This window comes from Nocardia sp. N2S4-5, from assembly GCF_044628355.1.
Taxonomy (GTDB): Bacteria; Actinomycetota; Actinomycetes; order Mycobacteriales; family Mycobacteriaceae; genus Nocardia; species Nocardia wallacei_B.
The window spans coordinates 4,941,418-4,957,540 of sequence record NZ_JBIUPM010000001.1 but is presented as its reverse complement, the minus strand read 5'-3'; the positions used below and the strand labels follow the sequence as shown (position 1 = coordinate 4,957,540).

Annotated in this window: 16 protein-coding genes; 8 read left to right on the top strand and 8 right to left on the bottom strand. The window is 69.5% G+C overall.

Annotated features, from left to right (window positions below):
- Positions 1-33: 33 nt before the first annotated feature.
- The 5 genes from ACFMRZ_RS22670 to ACFMRZ_RS22650 all read left to right on the top strand — a co-directional run bounded on the left by ACFMRZ_RS22670 (position 34) and on the right by ACFMRZ_RS22650 (position 5,340).
- Positions 34-1,416 (top strand): cytochrome P450, encoded by a 1,383-nt coding sequence (locus ACFMRZ_RS22670; RefSeq protein WP_400180654.1) that lies wholly within the window; start codon positions 34-36, stop codon positions 1,414-1,416.
- Positions 1,417-1,785: 369 nt separating this feature from the next.
- Positions 1,786-2,658 (top strand): Ig-like domain-containing protein, encoded by an 873-nt coding sequence (locus ACFMRZ_RS22665; protein WP_400182945.1) that lies wholly within the window; start codon positions 1,786-1,788, stop codon positions 2,656-2,658.
- A 144-nt stretch (positions 2,659-2,802) separates the two neighbouring features.
- Positions 2,803-3,699 carry a carbohydrate ABC transporter permease gene (locus ACFMRZ_RS22660; protein WP_400180653.1) on the top strand — a complete coding sequence of 299 codons (897 nt, stop codon included), beginning with the start codon at positions 2,803-2,805 and terminating at the stop codon, positions 3,697-3,699.
- Positions 3,696-4,568, top strand: a complete 873-nt coding sequence (locus tag ACFMRZ_RS22655; protein WP_400180652.1) for a carbohydrate ABC transporter permease — start codon at positions 3,696-3,698, stop codon at positions 4,566-4,568. The genes ACFMRZ_RS22660 and ACFMRZ_RS22655 overlap by 4 nt, the downstream gene beginning before the upstream one ends.
- A 151-nt stretch (positions 4,569-4,719) precedes the next feature.
- Positions 4,720-5,340, top strand: coding sequence for a maleylpyruvate isomerase family mycothiol-dependent enzyme (locus ACFMRZ_RS22650; RefSeq protein WP_400182944.1), 621 nt, complete (start codon positions 4,720-4,722; stop codon positions 5,338-5,340).
- 28 nt (positions 5,341-5,368) lie between these two features.
- On the opposite strand, the gene ACFMRZ_RS22645 is transcribed toward ACFMRZ_RS22650, so the two are convergent.
- The 5 genes from ACFMRZ_RS22645 to ACFMRZ_RS22625 form a co-directional block, all read right to left on the bottom strand.
- On the bottom strand, positions 5,369-7,351 hold the full coding sequence (locus tag ACFMRZ_RS22645; protein WP_400180651.1) for a M13 family metallopeptidase: 1,983 nt from the start codon (positions 7,349-7,351) through the stop codon (positions 5,369-5,371).
- A 48-nt stretch (positions 7,352-7,399) separates the two neighbouring features.
- Entirely contained in the window at positions 7,400-7,774 is a 375-nt protein-coding gene (locus ACFMRZ_RS22640) for a DUF397 domain-containing protein (RefSeq protein WP_400180650.1), read from the bottom strand.
- A 10-nt stretch (positions 7,775-7,784) separates the two neighbouring features.
- Positions 7,785-8,636: a helix-turn-helix transcriptional regulator gene (locus tag ACFMRZ_RS22635; protein ID WP_280276984.1), complete on the bottom strand. Its 852-nt coding sequence runs from the start codon at positions 8,634-8,636 to the stop codon at positions 7,785-7,787.
- A gap of 75 nt (positions 8,637-8,711) precedes the next feature.
- Entirely contained in the window at positions 8,712-9,239 is a 528-nt protein-coding gene (locus ACFMRZ_RS22630) for a DUF4190 domain-containing protein (protein ID WP_400180649.1), read from the bottom strand.
- A 53-nt stretch (positions 9,240-9,292) separates the two neighbouring features.
- Positions 9,293-10,084: a pirin-like bicupin family protein gene (locus tag ACFMRZ_RS22625; RefSeq protein ID WP_280276982.1), complete on the bottom strand. Its 792-nt coding sequence runs from the start codon at positions 10,082-10,084 to the stop codon at positions 9,293-9,295.
- 274 nt (positions 10,085-10,358) lie between these two features.
- On the opposite strand from ACFMRZ_RS22625, the gene ACFMRZ_RS22620 reads away from it, so the two are divergent.
- Both ACFMRZ_RS22620 and ACFMRZ_RS22615 read left to right on the top strand, forming a co-directional pair.
- Positions 10,359-10,505, top strand: a complete 147-nt coding sequence (locus ACFMRZ_RS22620; RefSeq protein ID WP_400180648.1) for a hypothetical protein — start codon at positions 10,359-10,361, stop codon at positions 10,503-10,505.
- A complete protein-coding gene (locus ACFMRZ_RS22615; RefSeq protein WP_400180647.1) occupies positions 10,502-11,875 on the top strand; it encodes a hypothetical protein in 1,374 nt (457 codons plus the stop codon). The genes ACFMRZ_RS22620 and ACFMRZ_RS22615 overlap by 4 nt, the downstream gene beginning before the upstream one ends.
- Here ACFMRZ_RS22615 and ACFMRZ_RS22610 read toward each other — a convergent pair.
- Positions 11,865-12,146, bottom strand: coding sequence for a hypothetical protein (locus ACFMRZ_RS22610; RefSeq protein WP_400180646.1), 282 nt, complete (start codon positions 12,144-12,146; stop codon positions 11,865-11,867). The genes ACFMRZ_RS22615 and ACFMRZ_RS22610 overlap by 11 nt on opposite strands.
- 167 nt (positions 12,147-12,313) lie before the next feature.
- Here ACFMRZ_RS22610 and ACFMRZ_RS22605 point away from each other — a divergent pair, with 167 nt between their 5' ends.
- On the top strand, positions 12,314-13,969 hold the full coding sequence (locus ACFMRZ_RS22605) for a DUF4185 domain-containing protein (RefSeq protein ID WP_400180645.1): 1,656 nt from the start codon (positions 12,314-12,316) through the stop codon (positions 13,967-13,969).
- 86 nt (positions 13,970-14,055) lie between these two features.
- On the opposite strand, the gene ACFMRZ_RS22600 is transcribed toward ACFMRZ_RS22605, so the two are convergent.
- Together ACFMRZ_RS22600 and ACFMRZ_RS22595 are read right to left on the bottom strand one after the other, a co-directional pair.
- On the bottom strand, positions 14,056-15,237 hold the full coding sequence (locus ACFMRZ_RS22600) for a sulfate/molybdate ABC transporter ATP-binding protein (RefSeq protein WP_400180644.1): 1,182 nt from the start codon (positions 15,235-15,237) through the stop codon (positions 14,056-14,058).
- Positions 15,234-16,055 carry an ABC transporter permease gene (locus ACFMRZ_RS22595; RefSeq protein ID WP_400182943.1) on the bottom strand — a complete coding sequence of 274 codons (822 nt, stop codon included), beginning with the start codon at positions 16,053-16,055 and terminating at the stop codon, positions 15,234-15,236. Before ACFMRZ_RS22595 ends, ACFMRZ_RS22600 begins: the two co-directional genes overlap by 4 nt.
- Between the last annotated feature and the right edge of the window lie 68 nt (positions 16,056-16,123).

Here is a 16,123-nt window from a genome sequence, read left to right as displayed (position 1 = left end):
AACCAGCCGGCGTCGTCGGTCGTGTCGACACACATGAACGCACGATCGATGGACACGCCGCCACGGGTACCGCGGCTGACGTTGTTCCACGCGGTGTGGGCCGGAATTGATTTCGAACGGTATTTCCGGTGGCGGCGAAATCGCGAGGGCGATCCGTTCTTCGTCCGATTTCCCGGATTCGGCGCGGTGCTGTTCACCGGAACGAGTGCGGGCGCCACGGAATTGTTCCGCGCGCCGCGCGAGATATTGACGCCGCCGCAACCGAATCCCATTGAACCGCTGGTCGGTTCGGCCTCATTGATTCTGGCCCGCGCGCAGCGGCACCGGCGGGAAAGGACGCTGCTCGCTCCCGCGTTTCATCGAGACCGAATTCGCCGGTACGGCAACACCGTTCGCGACGCGGTGCTGGACGAGATGGACGGGGCGGGGAGCACGCCGCCGTGGCGGCCGGGCGCGCGGATCGACGGCCGTGCGGCGGCGCGGGCGATCACCCTGCGGGTGATCCTGGCGGCGGTGTTCGGCGTGGACGACCCGGCCCGCCGCGCGGAGTACGTCGCCGCGATCGCCGCGTTTCTGACGGCGTTCACCGGACCGCTGATGCTCGTCCCGGCCCTGCGCCGCGGGGCATTCGGCCACGCGCCGTGGGACCGGTTCCGTGCCGCGCAGGACCGGCTCGACGGCCTGATCGACGCCGATATCGCACAGCGGCGGGCCACCGGCGCGACCGGGACCGACATCCTGGGCACGCTGCTGACGGCCACCTACGCCGACGGCGCCGCCCTCTCCGACGACGACCTGCGCGATCACCTGCGCACCATGCTCGTCGCCGGTCACGAGACCACCGCCACCAGCCTGGTCTGGGCGCTGTTCCGGCTGCATCGGCAGCCGGAGACGCTGCGGCGGCTGCGGGGCGAACTGGCCGCGGCCGGCGATCTCGGCCCCGACGAGCTGGCGCGGCTGCCATACCTGGACGCGGTCTGCCAGGAGACGCTCCGCTTGCATCCCCCGGTTCCGATCGTGTTGCGCCGGTTGACCGAGCCGTTCACGCTGCGCGGGGTGACGCTGGCCGCCGGGGACACGATGGGCCTGGCCCTGCCGCTGCTGCACTCCGACCCGGCGGTCTGGTCGGAGCCGGAGCGGTTCCGGCCGGAGCGTTTTCTCGCGCGCCACTACGGTCCGTTCGAGTTCGCGCCCTACGGCGGCGGGCACCGCCGCTGCCTCGGCGCCCCGCTCGCCGACTACGAACTCCGCATCGTGCTCGCGACGCTGCTGAGCCAGGTGGTTCCGGCGCTGTCGCCGAGGTATGCGCGCGGCCGAATTCCGCTGGCCGTGCCGCACAACATCGCCACCGGTCCACATGCGGGCATCACCTTCGACATCGTGTCGGCATGTCCGCGATCCGCCAGTCGAAAGTGATTTGCATCACAATGACGTTTGCTGGAGTATCGGTCCGGTTCGCACCCGCGGACCCCCACCGCGGTCCGACTCGCCGACCCGAACGGCGCATACACCCCGGCCGGGGAACCGGTCGGCGCGGGAGTGACGCAGCGCACAAAGTTTGATCGGTCTTCATAACCGCCAGAAGGCAATTGGCGTGTGACGGCGTGGGATGTAGTAATGGATGCCGGGTTGGGGTCCCGCTTCACGGTCGACCGTGGAGCCCACGCACCACAGATCTTCCTGCTCGCGTATCCGCGTGCGAAATGAGGATGGAGAGGACGAACGGCTGTGCGCACCACTTCCAGTCGGAGACCCGGACGGGGCACGGCGACCCGAGCGACCCGGATCGGCGTGCTATCGCTGGCCGCGGCCGCCGCCGGAGCGATCGCCTTCGCGCCCGCGTCCGCCGCGCCGCTGTGGCCGGGCGGCCCCGAGGTACCCGGCGCGCCCGCCGCGGTGCCGCAGCCGCAGCCCGAGCCGGGCGCCGCGCCGCTGAAGAACCCGCCGGCGCTGCCGCCGGCCAACTTCGCCGCGCCCAACATCGGTCCCGGTGACGGCGACGTCGTCGGCGTGGCCCAGCCGGTCGTCATCAACTTCAAGGAGCCGGTCGGCGACCACGCCGCCGCCGAGAAGGCCATCCGCATCACCTCGTCCAACCCGACCCAGGGCCACTTCTACTGGTACGGCGACAAGCAGGTGCGGTGGCGGCCGGAGAACTTCTGGCCCGCCAACTCCGACATCACCGTCGAGGCGGGCGGCACCAAGGTGGCGTACAAGGTCGGCGACGAGGTCATCACGACCGCGGACGACGCCACCCACACCATCACCGTCACCCGCAACGGCGAGGTGATCCGGGAGATGCCGACCTCGATGGGCAAGCCCAAGCACGAGACGCCCAACGGCACCTACTACGTGGGCGAGAAGAACCGGAAGATGATCATGGACTCCTCCACCTACGGGGTCGCGACCACCGATCCGGAGGGTTACAAGCTCGAGGTCGAGTACGCCACCCGCCTGTCCAACAGCGGCATCTTCGTGCACTCGGCCCCGTGGTCGGTGCCGCAGCAGGGTGTTTCGGACACCAGCCACGGCTGCCTCAACGTCAGCCCGGCCGACGCCCAGTGGTTCTTCGAGAACGCGCAGAAGGGCGACCCGGTGATCGTGCAGAACTCCACCGGCACCCTCAGCGCCAGCGACGGCATGGGCGACTGGAACTGACCCCTCGCTGACGCATCGTCATACGGCCCCGGACGGATTTCGTCCGGGGCCGTAGCGTTTTCGCCCGGCGACGCGCACCGACAGTTCCCTGGCCGGGCATCGGCAATTAACCGGGCGGTCGCCCGCGACCGTCACACTGCCGCGGTGGGATCCAGGCCCGGACGAGTGCGCCCATGGACCGACTACGCGCTGTTCGTGGTGCTCGTGGCGCCGAACCTGGCGCTGCTCGGGTTGTTCGCGTACCGGCCGCTGCTGGACAACATCCGGCTGTCGTTCACCGACCGGACTCTCGCCGAACCGGTAGCCCACTACATCGGCGTCGAGAACTATCGGGAGTGGTGGAGCCGGGACGATACCTGGCAGATCGTCACCAACACAATCGTTTTCGCCCTCGCGGCCGTTCTCGGCAGCCTGGCACTGGGACTCGGACTGGCACTGCTGCTGAATCGGAAGCTGTTCGGCCGCAGCGTCGTTCGCGCCGCGGTCTTCGCGCCGTTCGTGATCTCCGGGGCCGCCGTGGGCGTGGCGTTCCAGTTCCTGTTCGATCCCACCTTCGGCCTGATCCAGGACGTGCTGCACCGGCTGGGCGTGTCGAATGTGCCGGATTTCTACCAGAATTCGCACTGGGCGATGTGCATGGTGACGGTCACCTACATCTGGAAGAACCTCGGCTACACCTTTGTCATCTACCTGGCGGCTTTGCAAGGGGTGCGGCGAGAGTTGCTGGAGGCCGCCGCGATCGACGGCGCGGGCCGCTGGGCGAGGCTCACCCACGTGCTGCTCCCGCAGTTGCGGCCGACCACGTTCTTCCTGTCGATCACCGTGCTGCTCAACTCGTTACAGGTTTTCGACCTCGTCCATGTGCTGACCCGCGGCGGTCCGCTGGGCACCGGCACCACCACCATGGCCTACCAGGTGTACCTGGAGTCCTTCCGCAATTCCCGGGCGGGGTACGGCGCCGCGGTGGCGACCGTTCTGTTCGTGGTGCTGCTGATCGTGGCGCTCATCCAGGTACGGGCCATGGACCGGGGTGACCGATGACCGCCGACGCCTTCCGGCGCAGACAGCGCGCGGCCACGCTGCTCGGCTACGCCGCGATGGCGTGCGTGCTGATCATCGTCGGCGTGCCGCTGTTCTGGGTGCTGACCACCTCGTTCGAGGCCCGGCCGGACATCTACACCCGACCGGCGGTGTGGTGGCCGCGCATCTGGCAGCCGGGCAACTACACCGAGGCCGCGACCACGCTGCCGTTCGGGACGTTCCTGCGCAATTCGCTGATCGTCACCGCCGTCGTCGCCGCCGTGAAGTTCGTGCTCGGCGTGTGCGGCGCCTACAGCCTGGTGTTCCTGCGCTTTCCCGGCAAGACCCCGATCTTCCTGCTGATCCTCGCCGCGCTGCTGGTGCCCGACGAGGTCACGGTCATCTCCAACTACGCCCTGGTCGACCAGTGGGGCTTGCGAAATACCTTGCCGGGCATCATCGTTCCGCTGTGCGGCGTCGCCTTCGGCATCTTCCTGCTGCGCAATCACTTCCGGTCGCTGCCCGCGGAGGTGATCGACGCGGCCCGCATGGACGGCGCCGGCCGCTGGCAGCTGCTCACCCGGGTGGTGCTCCCGATGTCCGGGCCGACCCTGGTGACTTTCGCCGTGGTCACAGTCGTCACCGAGTGGAACGAGTACCTCTGGCCGCTCCTGATGGCCGATGACGCCGGGGTTGCCACTCTCCCGGTGGGCCTGACCCTTCTGCAGAGCACCGAGAATCCGTCGTTCACCAACTGGGGACCGGTGATGGCGGGGACAGTGCTCACGATGCTGCCGATTCTGGTGGTCTTTCTGATCCTGCAGCGACACATGATCAAAGGCCTGACCCTCGGCCTGACCCGGCCGACACCGAGGCCGGACGACCGATGAGTCTGCGTGGGCGCGATCGTCTGTATCCGAGAACGATGAACCGCGCGATCGACGTTGCCGAGATCGCGGCTCGGTCCCGCAGCCGGTCGGTCCGGCTCGAACTGGAGGAACACCTTTGTCGGATGTCATGTCCCGTGCGGACCTCTGGGCCATGGCCCACGCCGAACGCGCCGCCCTGGCCGATGATCTCGCCGACCTGGACGACCGGCAGTGGGCACAACCGTCGCTGTGCGGGGAGTGGGTGGTCGAAGAGGTCGTCGCCCACCTCACCGCGGCGGCGAGCGTCGGCCGGTTGCGCTGGCTGGTCAGTGTTCTGGGTGCTCGTTTCGACTTCGACCTGCACAACAGCCGACGCCTCGCCGAGCACCGCGGTGCCACCCCGGCCGAAACCCTCGAGCGGTTCCGAGCGGTCGTCACGAGCACCGCGGCCGCATCCAGCCACACGACGGCCTGGCTGGGCGAAGTCGTCGTCCACGCCCAGGACATCCGGCGGCCGCTGGGCCTGCCGCGCACACCGACCGTCGCGGCCGCCACCGCGGTGGCCCGCTTCTACGCCTCCCGAAACTTCACCGTGTCCAGCCGCAGCGCGATCGAGGGCCTGCGGCTGGAGGCGACCGACGGACCCTTCGCGGCGGGGAGCGGGCCGTCGGTCCACGGCACGACGATCGCGCTGACCATGGCCATGGCCGGCAGGCTCGCCTACTGCGACGACCTCACCGGCCCCGGCGTACCCACGCTGCGCGCGCGGTGTGCTCAGTCGGACGCCGCCTGACCACCAGCGACGTCGACAGGGGACGGATCTACCAGATCCGCACGCGCTCGGTCGGATCCAGATACAGGGCGTCGCCCTCGGTGACCTCGAACGCCTCGTGGAAGCCGTCCAGGTTGCGGACCACGCCGTTGCAACGGAACTCCGGCGGCGAGTGCGGGTCGACGGCCAAGCGGCGGATCGCCTCCTCCTTGCGGGCCTTGGTGCGCCACACCTGCGCCCAGCCGAAGAACACTCGCTGCAGCCCGGTGAGACCGTCGACGACCGGCGGCTCGGCGCCGTCCAGCGCGATCTTGTAGGCCTGCAGTGCGATCGACAGGCCGCCGAGATCGCCGATGTTCTCGCCGATCGTGAATTCGCCGTTCACCGTGTGGTTGTCGGGCAGTTCGGCGGGGGAGAACCCGCTGTACTGGTCGATCAGGGCCTTGGTGCGCTTGGCGAATTCGGCGCGGTCGGCGTCGGTCCACCAGTCGATCATGTTGCCGTCGCCGTCGTACTTGCTGCCCTGATCGTCGAAGCCGTGCCCGATCTCGTGGCCGATGACCGCGCCGATCCCGCCGTAGTTGGCGGCGTCGTCGGCGTTCATGTCGAAGAACGGCGGTTGCAGGATCGCGGCGGGGAAGACGATCTCGTTCATCCCCGGGTTGTAGTAGGCGTTGACGGTCTGCGGCGTCATGAACCATTCGTCGCGATCGACCGGACCGCCGAGCTTGTTCAGGTCGCGGTCGTGTTCGGCGGCGTAGCCGCGGCGATAGTTGCCGATCAGATCGGCCGGGTCGATCCGCACGGCCGAGTAGTCGCGCCAGCGATCCGGGTAGCCGATCTTGGGGGTGAACTTCTCCAGCTTGGCCAGCGCGGCCTGCCGGGTGTCGGGTCCCATCCAGTCCAGCTGGGTGATGTTGCGGCGGTAGGCCTCGATCAGGTTGGCCACCAGCTCCTGCATGCGCTGCTTGGCCTCCGGCGGGAAATGCTCGGCGACATACAACTTTCCGACCGCCTCGCCGAGCAGATCCTGCACCAGCGACACGCCCCGCTTCCAGCGCTCGCGGTTCTCCTGCGCGCCGGTGAGGGTGCGGCCGTAGAAGTCGAAATTCTCCTCGACCAGCTCGGGCGTCAGATACGCCGCCCGCGCGCGCAGCACCCGCCAGGTGGCCCACGCGCGCCACTCCGCGAGCGACTCCGAGGCCCACAGCCGGGCGAAGGTGCGCGCGTAATCCGGTTGGCGCACCACGATTTCGGCGAACAGCTCCGGACCGGAACGGTCCACACCCTCGGCCGTCGCGGAAGCCCATGCGGCCCAGTCGAATTCCGGGTTCTCCGCGGTGAACGCGTCGAAAGTGGTGAGGTTGTAACTCAATTCGGCGTCACGGCGGCGGACCACGTCCCAGTGCCCGGCCGCCAGCTTGCGCTCCAGTTCGAAGACCCGCTGCGGGTCGTGGTCGACGCCGGCGAGGGCGAACATGCGGCCGATGTGCTCGACGTACCGCGTGCGGATCTCGGCGTAGTCGTCGCCGCGGTAGTACGACTCGTCGGGCAGGCCGATGCCGGACTGGGTGGCATGGACGAGATAGCGCTGCGAGTCCTTGTCGTCGGTGTCGACGTAGAAGCCCAGCGCGCCGCCGACGCCGGTGCGCTGCAATCGGCCCAGCAGCGCCGCGAACGCACCGCGGTCGGTGACGTCGCGAATCTCGGCCAATTCGCCGGCGATCGGGGTGAGACCGGCGGCCGCCACGGCCTCCTCGTCCATGAAGCTGTTGTAGAGGTCGCCGATCTTGCGCTCGACGCTGCCGGGCGCGGCATCCGAGGCGGCGGCGTTCTGGATGATGGTCTGCACGTCGAGTTCCGCCTGGTCGTACAGCGTGCGGAAGGCGCCGTCCACCGCGCGATCGGCCGGGATCTCGTAGGTCTCCAGCCACTTGCCGTTGACGTGTGCGAACAGGTCGTCCTGCACCCGTACAGCGTCGTCGCGATAGGACAGATCGATTCCGGAGGGGGTCGTCACGTCGGCAGTCACGATCTCCAGTATGCCGATCCGCGCGAGCGGGCGCCCCCGCCGGACGGGTTACACCGGTACCCGGTCGAACTCACCGGCGCGGGCCCCGGCGACGAACGCCTCCCACTCGCCCGGCGTGTAGGTGAGGGTGCGGCGCCCGCGGCTCAGCGTGGTGGCCCCGTCGGCGGCCGTGCGCGCGATCAGCTCCGTGGCCGGTGGCCCGCTGCCCGCCACGGCGTCGAGGAAGACCATCCACTCGATCGCGGTGACGGTGATGACGGGCTCGTCCTCGGGGCGATGCGCCGGATCGCGGCGGAACTTGCTGTCCCGGATCAGTACCGCGTCGCCGTCGAACCGGACCTCCACGCACTGGTTGCCGTTGTTGGTACGGCTCGAGGTGAACCAGCCGGTGGCCTCGGGCCGATACCTGGCGGTGGTTGGCATGGGCAGGATCTTACACTCGGGCATGCTTCCTGATCAGGGCCAATGACTCAGTGCGACTGAGGGATTGGTCGAGCGCCCGGGCATAGGCGAACGCCAGGTCACGCACCTGTTCCGGGTTCTCGACCGCGCCGCCGAACACCGCGCTCTCCGCCCACGCGAACGTCGGCAGGGAGGCGCCGGCGAAGTCGAGCAGGTGGAAGCTGGAGCCGCCCAGAATCGCGCCCGCGGGGGCGCTGAACGGGATCACCCGCAATTCCACCGTGTCGAGGTCCTCCAGCAGATCCAGCAGATACTCCAGCTGGCCCCGCAGCACCGCTGCGCCGCCGATCTGCTGCAGCAGCGTCGCCTCACTCACCACCGCGGTCAGGCGCGCCCGCTCCGGACCGCGCAGCCGCTGTTGTCTGCGCATCCGGACCCCGACCAACTGTTCCACCAGCACCGGCCGGATCATGACGTCCGCGCTGATCAGCGCCCGCGCGTAGGCCTCGGTCTGGAGCAGGCCGGGCACGACCAGGCTGTCGTAGCTGCGGATGCTGTCCGCGCCGTACTCCATGCCGTAGTAGCGCTGCAGCTCCGGGCCGATCACGGCCGACGCCTTGGCCCACCACCCGCGATCCTTGCTCGCCGTCAGCAGCGACAGCAGTTCGTCGCGGTCGTGATTCCCCACTTCCAGCAGGTCCAGCACCGGGCCGATGGTGGTCAGGGTCAGGACCCGGCGGCCCTTCTCCACATGCGACCAGTTGGCGGGGGTGAAACCGACCCGTTTGGCGAAGGTGGCCGAATCGAAGCCACGTTGCTCGCGCAGCTCACGCAGGCGCAGCACCAATTCCCAGCGGGCGACCGTAGGCGACAGCGGAGCCATGGCAGGTGATGCTACGCCGCGACGTCCGACAATATGTGACTATTGTCATTTTAATTGCGCGGAACACCTGGTCTCTCAACGGGTCGGCGCCGGCGTGACGCTCAACTTGTTCTCCAGGGTGTCCCGGAAGTCGTCCTCGCACTGCTGCACCTTGGACTGGTCACCGCCGGCGTCCCTGATGCAGTCCATATAGTCGCGCCCGCCGTTGTCGACGAAGAAGCTGTAGCCGACGATCGCCTCGGCGACAGCACCGGCCAGGGCCAGCACGCCCAGCACGATGCCCGCGACGGCCATGCCGAATCCGCCCGCCGTGCCGCGCCGCGCCTTGACCGCCGCGATGATGCCGAACAGCAGCGCGAACGGACCGAGGATCACCGCGCCGAAGAAGATGAGCAGCCCGAGGACCGCGAGGATGCCGAGCACCAGCGACGTGATCGCCAGGCCCCTACGCTGCGGCGATTCCTGCCAATACTGCTGCTGGCCCGGGTAATTGCCCGGCGGCGGCGGATAATTGCCGGACGGCGGCGGGGGGTATTGGCCGGGCGGGGGCGGGTACTGACCGGGCGGGGGATACTGCTGACCGGACGGCGGGTGCTCCGACATGGCTGTCCTCTCGTTCGCCCAGGCGCGGTGCCAGGTTCGGGCGCTCTGAAATGTTATTGGGCGCCGAGCCGCGCGTGCATCTCCCACACCAGAACCTCCGACGGCGAGTTCGCCACGACGCGCTGACCGCCGCTGCGGGTCATCCGCACCGCATCGCCCTCGTAGAGGGTTCCGACGCCCTCCATCTCGATCTCACCGCGCGCCACGAACAAGTGAAGATAGGGGGCCTCCGGGACGGTCACCGGCGCGCCGTCCGCGGCGCCCGGCATGCGCGCGACATGCAGCGCGGAATGGCTGCTGTTGATCGCGATGGCGGTGCGGTCGCGGTATTGCGGCAGGCCCGAGGCCACCGTGACCAGCTCGCCGCCGGCCAATTCGGCGTCGATCTCCAATTGCTGATAGCCGGGATTCAGTCCGGGCTCGTCCGGCACGACCCACATCTGCACGAAATGCACCGGCTCGACGTGCTCGTCGGTACCGCCCTGGGCCGGCGCCAGCCGCCAGGAATCGTTCTTCTCCGAATGCAGAATTCCGGTGCCCGCGCTCATGCGCTGCGCCAGCCCCGGATAGATGATGCCGCTGTGCCCCAGCGAATCCTGATGCACCAGATTTCCGCTCAGTACCCAGGTGACGATCTCCATATCCCGATGGGGGTGGGTATCGAATCCCCGGCCCGGCGAAACAATGTCTTCGTTATTCACCAGCAACAGGCCGTGGTGGGTGTTTTCCGGGTCGTAATGCTCGCCGAAGGAGAAAGAATGCTTCGAATCCAGCCACGCCACACGGGTTTTCATTCGGTCGCCGCCGCGGTGGACGTCGATGTGCGGTGTCGTGAGTGTGGACATCGTGGTCCTCCTCTCCGGCCGAGCACCCATCACCTTTCAGGGTAAGAGCACATTACGAACCAGTCCCTGAATTCCCAGTAAATTCTACCGTGCGAGCCCCGGACATCGGGGCCCGTGACGCCACGGCCACCACGATAAGCTCCCCGGCGGCACCGCGCCCGATGGCAAATACAGGGCGCTCGGTACCGCCGCCGGATACGCACCGCGGCGCGCCGGCCGTGCGCGGCCGACCGTATCATGGTGTGCCGCAACCCGAACCGGAGGTGATTCGCGAATGCGACCCGAGGTGTTCGCGGGCATCGAACACATACTCCGGCAGCGGTCCCGCGCGCCGGGCCGCGACCGCGATCGGGTGGCGATGCCGGTCCGCCGCGACCGGAAGCCGCTGGTGGTACGGCGTGTCGCCGGTGACCGCGGATGACCGGCCACCTGACCTCGAGCCCGGACGGTCCGCCCGCACCGAACCCACCGCACCGGTTCGCCGTCGCGCGCACGGCGCTGACCGCCATCGCCCGCAGCCCCGGCATGCTCCGGCTGGCGCTGGTCCGTTTCGCCGGGCAGTTCGGCGACGGGATGTTCCAGGCGGCGCTGTCGGGCGCGATCCTGTTCAATCCGGAACGCGCCACCGATCCGCTGGCCATCGCGGCCGGATTCACCGTGCTGCTGCTGCCGTATTCGGTGATCGGGCCCTACGCCGGGGCGCTGCTGGACCGCTGGGACCGCCGGCTGGTGCTCCTGGTGGCGAATCTGGTGCGCGGCGTGCTGATCCTGGTGACGGCCGCCGGTCTGCTCGCCGGGATCACCGACACCCCGTTGCTGCTGCTCGCGCTGGCGGTGATCGGGATCAGCCGTTTCGTGCTGGCCGGAGTGAGTGCCGCGCTGCCGCGCGTGCTGGCGCAACAGTGGCTGGTCCCGATGAATTCGGTGCTGGCGACGGCGGCCTCGGGCTGCGCGGGCGCGGGCGCCGCGGCCGCCGTCGCGATCATCGGCGGCCTCGGCGCGGGCGACTTCGGCTCCGCCGTGGCGGTGGCCGTCGCCGCCGCCGGATCGGTCGTCGGTGCGCTGGCCGCGTACGGGTTCGGGCGCCGCGCGCTGGGCCCGGAGCGTGCGGAGTCCGCAGCGCGCAGTTCGGTGCGCGCCGTGGCGACCGGACTGCGCACCGGCGCGCGAGCGGTGTGGGAGTCGCGCGAATGCACCACCGCGATGATCGGCATCGGCACGCATCGCATCGTGTTCGGCGCCAACACCCTGCTGATGGTGCTGGTGCTGCGCCGCACACCCGCCGAAGGCGTGTCGCTGAGCAGCGGGCTGGTCGGGTTCGGGGTGGCCATCGCGGCCGCGGCCTCCGGGATGCTCGCCGCCGCCGTGATCGCACCGGTGCTGATCCCGCGGCTGGGGCGGCCGCGGACCGTGGCCGCGGGCCTGGCCACGGCCCTGCTGGTGCAGTTACTACTGGTCACGCCGATCACGGTCGCCACCGGCGCCGCCGAGCGGCACGCCCATCACCTGCTGCTGGCCGGCGCTTTCCTCCTGGGGTTGGCCGGGCAGACCATCAAGCTGACCGGCGACGCCACCTTGCAGATCGATATCGACGACGCCCGGCGCGGGCAGGTATTCGCCCTGCAGGACACCGTTTTCAACATCACCTTCGTGCTCGCGATCGCGGTCACGGCGTTGCTGATCCCCGACGACGGGCGGTCGCCGGGGGTGGTGCTGGCCGGTGCGGCGATCTACGGGCTGGCCATCGCCGCCGTCACGGTCAATACCCGGCGGCACACGCTCACTCGCTGACCTGGCGGATCTGCTCGTCCCAGACTCCCAGCCCGGCGGGATCGGTGAAGTAGGCGTCGAGCACGCCGTCGTCGTCGAGGTCCAGCGCGGACACGTCGGCGAAACCGTCGCCGTCCGAATCCCACAGCGCGTCGTCGATCGCGCCGTCGCCGTCGAAATCCAGCGCGACGCCGTCGAACACGCCGGTCCCCGACAGGTCCAGATCCGCCGGAGACGACCAGGTGTGGCGAACGCCGTCGCCGTTGCCGAACACGTACGCGATGTCGGTCATGACAATTCCGACGCACTCGAATCGATACGGGTTCCCCGCCGTGCCGTACTGCGTACGGGCAAATCGGTCGGTTAAATTGAACGGGCTGTGTTCGGCCCTAGTGACGATGGCGGCCGATTGTGCGATGTCACCGCAGCGCGGCCGGTACCAAGGAGAATTGATACTGCATGGGAAAAGGCACTGCGCCTGCGCTTTTCGGTGTCCTGCTGACCGCTGTCGGGCTGTCCGCGCCCGCCGCGGCGGCACCGGCGCCTTGGGCGCCGCCGCCGGTGAACGCCTGCGGTGAAACGGGATTCGACCCGCTGGCGCGCGAACCCGACCCGAACGCACCGCCGCCGCCACTGCTGCCGCCGCTACCGCCCACCATCGACATCCCGGTGCCGGTCCCGGAAATCGTGCCGGTGCCCGTGCCCGGACCACAGCCGGACAACACCCGCATCGAACCGGCGCCGCTGCCGCCGGATCCGTGCGGCAACCCGTGCCCCGACATCCGCGACAGTCCCAAGCCCGAGCCCGAAAAGCCCAAGGAGCCCAACGGTTCCAAGCCGCAGACCGCGCCGGAGCTGGAGCCGGAACCCGAACCGGCGCCACCGCCACAGCCCGAGCCGCAGTCCGGTTCGGGGTCGGGGTCGTCGGATTCGGGATCGGGATCGTCGGGTTCCGGGTCGAACTCCGGGCCGTTCAACCTGCCGCGCATCCAGATCAAGCCGGAACCGGAACCGATTCCGGTCCCCGTGCCCGGCGGCGAGCCGCCCGCACCGCAGACCCCGCCGCCGCCGGTCGTGCACCCGGCCGAGCCCGGTCCGATCGTGGCGCCGGTGGCGCCCCGGCAGGTGGAGTCGACGACGCTGGTGAACCAGGTGACCGGCCACGGCTCGGACAATCGCACCGATATGCGCTGGCAGGTCGACGGCACCGACCTGGGCATCCTGTGGGAGACCAAGCCGGGCGAGGTCGCGGTGCTGTTCGGCGACACCTTCGGCAAGGGCTGGGCGCCGGGCGGCGCCGGTGGCGCGGGCGCGGACTGGCGCAGCAACGTCATGGGTTACAGCACCGAGCGGGACCTGTCCAAGGGGCTGGTCATCGAGAACATGGTGCAGGACAGCCGTTGCCACGCCGCCGAACTGCTGGACAGCCGCAAAATCAAGAATTACGAGACCACGGTCATCCCCACCTCCGGTTTCGCGCTCGGCGGCCGGCAGTACATGAGCTACATGTCGGTCAATCACTGGGACCGCATCCCCGGTATGTGGTGGACCAACAACGGCGGGCTGGCCTACTCCGACGACAACGGCCGCACCTGGGTCAAGGACCAGTACGCCAAGTGGGACAACATGTTCGGCCTGAATCGCTTCCAGGTCGCCACCATGGTCCCGCACGGCGACTACGTGTACATGTTCGGCACTCCGAACGGCCGCATCGGCGTCATCGGCCTGGCGCGGGTGCGCCGGGACGAGGTGCTCAACAAGTCGGCCTACCAGTACTGGGTCGACGGCTCCTGGGCGCCGGCGGCCGAGAATTACGCCACCCCGCTGCTGCCCGGTATCGCGGGTGAGATCTCGGTGCGCTACGACGAGTCCAGCGGCCAGTGGCAGATGGTGTACCTGGATCCGGCGCGGGGCTCGATCGTGCTGCGGACCGCGGCCGAACCGCAGGGCGCCTGGACCGATGGCGTACCGCTGGTGAGCACCGCCGATTATCCGAAGGCGTACGGCGGCTTCATCCATCCGTGGTCGTCGGGGCGCGATCTGTACTACACGATCTCGGCGTGGGACAGCTACAACGTGTACCTCATGCACACGACCCTGGACGAACCCCGCTGAGCCATCGGAAGTTTCGCCTCCGCCGAGCGGTTGTCCGGCTGACACAAATGCGTCGATGACGTCAATACGCTTCGCGGGACGGGCGGTCAGCGCGGATAGACCTGGACCTCGGTGGCCTTCACGGCGAAGTACACCTCGAGGTCCGGCGCGAGTCGCAGTTCCGCCGCGGCGGCGGGCGTCAGATCGGCGGCCGGGCCGGGATCGCCGTCCGCGCGCTCCCCGGCCTGTACCCGGATGATGCCGCCGCGATCGGTGAGTTCCGCGACGCGCACCCGAAACACGTTGCGCGGGCTGCCGGTCGGCGGTTCCCGGTGGACGGCGACAGCCGAGGGGGAGAAGACGGCCGCGGCCTCGACACCGGGCCGCCAAGGATCCCCGCACCGGCCGTGCACGACATCCGCGCCGCACCGCACGGCGCGCAGCGGATGCGGGTCGTCGGCCTCCCGGTCTCGGCCCACGTCGGCGTCACCGGCCGCCGGGTCCGGGAACGGCACGGGCTCGGCGGTGTCGATCGCGGTGCCGATCATCAGGTTCACACCGGCGATGCGAGCGGCGAAGGCGCTGCGCGGCCGGGACAGCACCGCCGCGACCGGACCCTGTTCGACGATCCGGCCCGCCTCCAGGACGACCACCCGGTCGGCCAGTGTCAGCGCATCGACGATGTCGTGGGTGACCAGAATCGTGCTGGGGGCGTGGGTGTCCCGAGGTTGCCGGAGCACGCGGCGTAAGAGGGTGCGCATGGCCGGGGCCGCGGTCACGTCGAGTGCGGCCATCGGTTCATCCAGGAGTAGTACGCGCGGCTCGACGGCCAGGGCCCGCGCCAACGCCACCCGCTGCGCCTGTCCGCCGGAGAGTTCCCTGGGCCGCCGCTCGGTCAGCGCGGCGGCGTCGACCGCACCGAGCCACCGGCGAGCCACCGCCGCGGACCGCGCGCGCCCACCGCGGCTGCGCGGACCGAATGCCACATTCGCCGCGGCCGTCAGATGTGGGAACAGCAGGGGATCCTGTGCCAGCAGCGATATCTCGCGTCGATGCGGTGGCACAGCGACCCCGGACGCGACATCGGTCAATGTCTTTCCCGCCAGGCGGACATGCCCACCGTCCGGCGCCACCAGCCCCGCCACCACCTCCAGGACGGTCGATTTGCCCGCGCCGTTCGGACCCAGCACCGCCACGACCTCGCCGGGCTCAACCGAGAACTCCACGTCCAGCCCACGTTCGGCGACTCGGGCCGAAACCTCCAGTCCCGCACCATCGCCGGTGTTCATCGACCCGCCGCCGAACCGCCCCAGCGCCACAGCCCGCCCGCCCACTCCCGGCCCTCGGGCACGCCGACACGGCGGTACGCCACCAGCACGATCAGCACGGCGATCAAGACCAGCAGCAGGGAAAGTGCCACGGCCGCATCGGGATCGGCCTCGCGTTGCAGATAGATCTCGAGCGGCAGCGTGCGGGTGCGGCCCTGCAGGCTGCCCGCGAAGGTGAGCGTGGCGCCGAATTCGCCCAGGGCACGGGCGAAGGCCAGCACCGCGCCGGAGATCAGCGCGGGACGCAGCAGGGGCAGCGTGATCCGCCACCACACCGTGGTGGGCGCCGCGCCGAGCGTCGCCGCGATCCGCTCGTACCGATCACCGGCCGTGCGCATCGCTCCCTCGAGCGTGATCACCAGGAACGGCAGCGCCACGAAGGCCTGCGCCAGCACGACCGCGGTGGTACTGAACGCGATCCGGATATCGGCCGCCTCCAGATGCCGGCCGAGCATCCCGTACCGGCCGAACAGATACAGCAACGCCAACCCACCGACCACCGGAGGTAACACCAAGGGCAGCAACACCATTGCCCGCAGCACCGGCAGCACCCGCCACCGCGCGCGGGCAAGCAGCACCGCCATCGGCACCCCGGCCACCACGCACAGCGCCGTACTCGCCAGCGCCGTCCGCACACTCAGCGACAGCGCGTCCCGCGAGGCGGGCGACGACACCAGTCCGAAGAACCCCGACCAATCCACCGCCCCGGCCAACGCCACCAAAGGCGCTGCCACGAAGGCGAACCCGAGCAACGCGGGCACCAACAGCCACCCCGGCACCGCGAGCCCGGGACCACGCAGCACCCCGCGAACAACCCGCACGGTTCGCCGCCGAACCACACGACGTA

Coding starts and splice junctions, on each gene's coding strand:
- ACFMRZ_RS22600 (WP_400180644.1), bottom strand. CDS start 15,237: ATGAACACCGGCGATGGTGCGGGACTGGAGGTTTCGGCCCGAGTCGCC.
- ACFMRZ_RS22620 (WP_400180648.1), top strand. CDS start 10,359: ATGCGACCCGAGGTGTTCGCGGGCATCGAACACATACTCCGGCAGCGG.
- ACFMRZ_RS22635 (WP_280276984.1), bottom strand. CDS start 8,636: ATGGCTCCGCTGTCGCCTACGGTCGCCCGCTGGGAATTGGTGCTGCGC.
- ACFMRZ_RS22650 (WP_400182944.1), top strand. CDS start 4,720: ATGGCCCACGCCGAACGCGCCGCCCTGGCCGATGATCTCGCCGACCTG.
- ACFMRZ_RS22615 (WP_400180647.1), top strand. CDS start 10,502: ATGACCGGCCACCTGACCTCGAGCCCGGACGGTCCGCCCGCACCGAAC.
- ACFMRZ_RS22655 (WP_400180652.1), top strand. CDS start 3,696: ATGACCGCCGACGCCTTCCGGCGCAGACAGCGCGCGGCCACGCTGCTC.
- ACFMRZ_RS22625 (WP_280276982.1), bottom strand. CDS start 10,084: ATGTCCACACTCACGACACCGCACATCGACGTCCACCGCGGCGGCGAC.
- ACFMRZ_RS22630 (WP_400180649.1), bottom strand. CDS start 9,239: ATGTCGGAGCACCCGCCGTCCGGTCAGCAGTATCCCCCGCCCGGTCAG.
- ACFMRZ_RS22605 (WP_400180645.1), top strand. CDS start 12,314: ATGGGAAAAGGCACTGCGCCTGCGCTTTTCGGTGTCCTGCTGACCGCT.
- ACFMRZ_RS22670 (WP_400180654.1), top strand. CDS start 34: ATGAACGCACGATCGATGGACACGCCGCCACGGGTACCGCGGCTGACG.
- ACFMRZ_RS22640 (WP_400180650.1), bottom strand. CDS start 7,774: ATGCCAACCACCGCCAGGTATCGGCCCGAGGCCACCGGCTGGTTCACC.
- ACFMRZ_RS22610 (WP_400180646.1), bottom strand. CDS start 12,146: ATGACCGACATCGCGTACGTGTTCGGCAACGGCGACGGCGTTCGCCAC.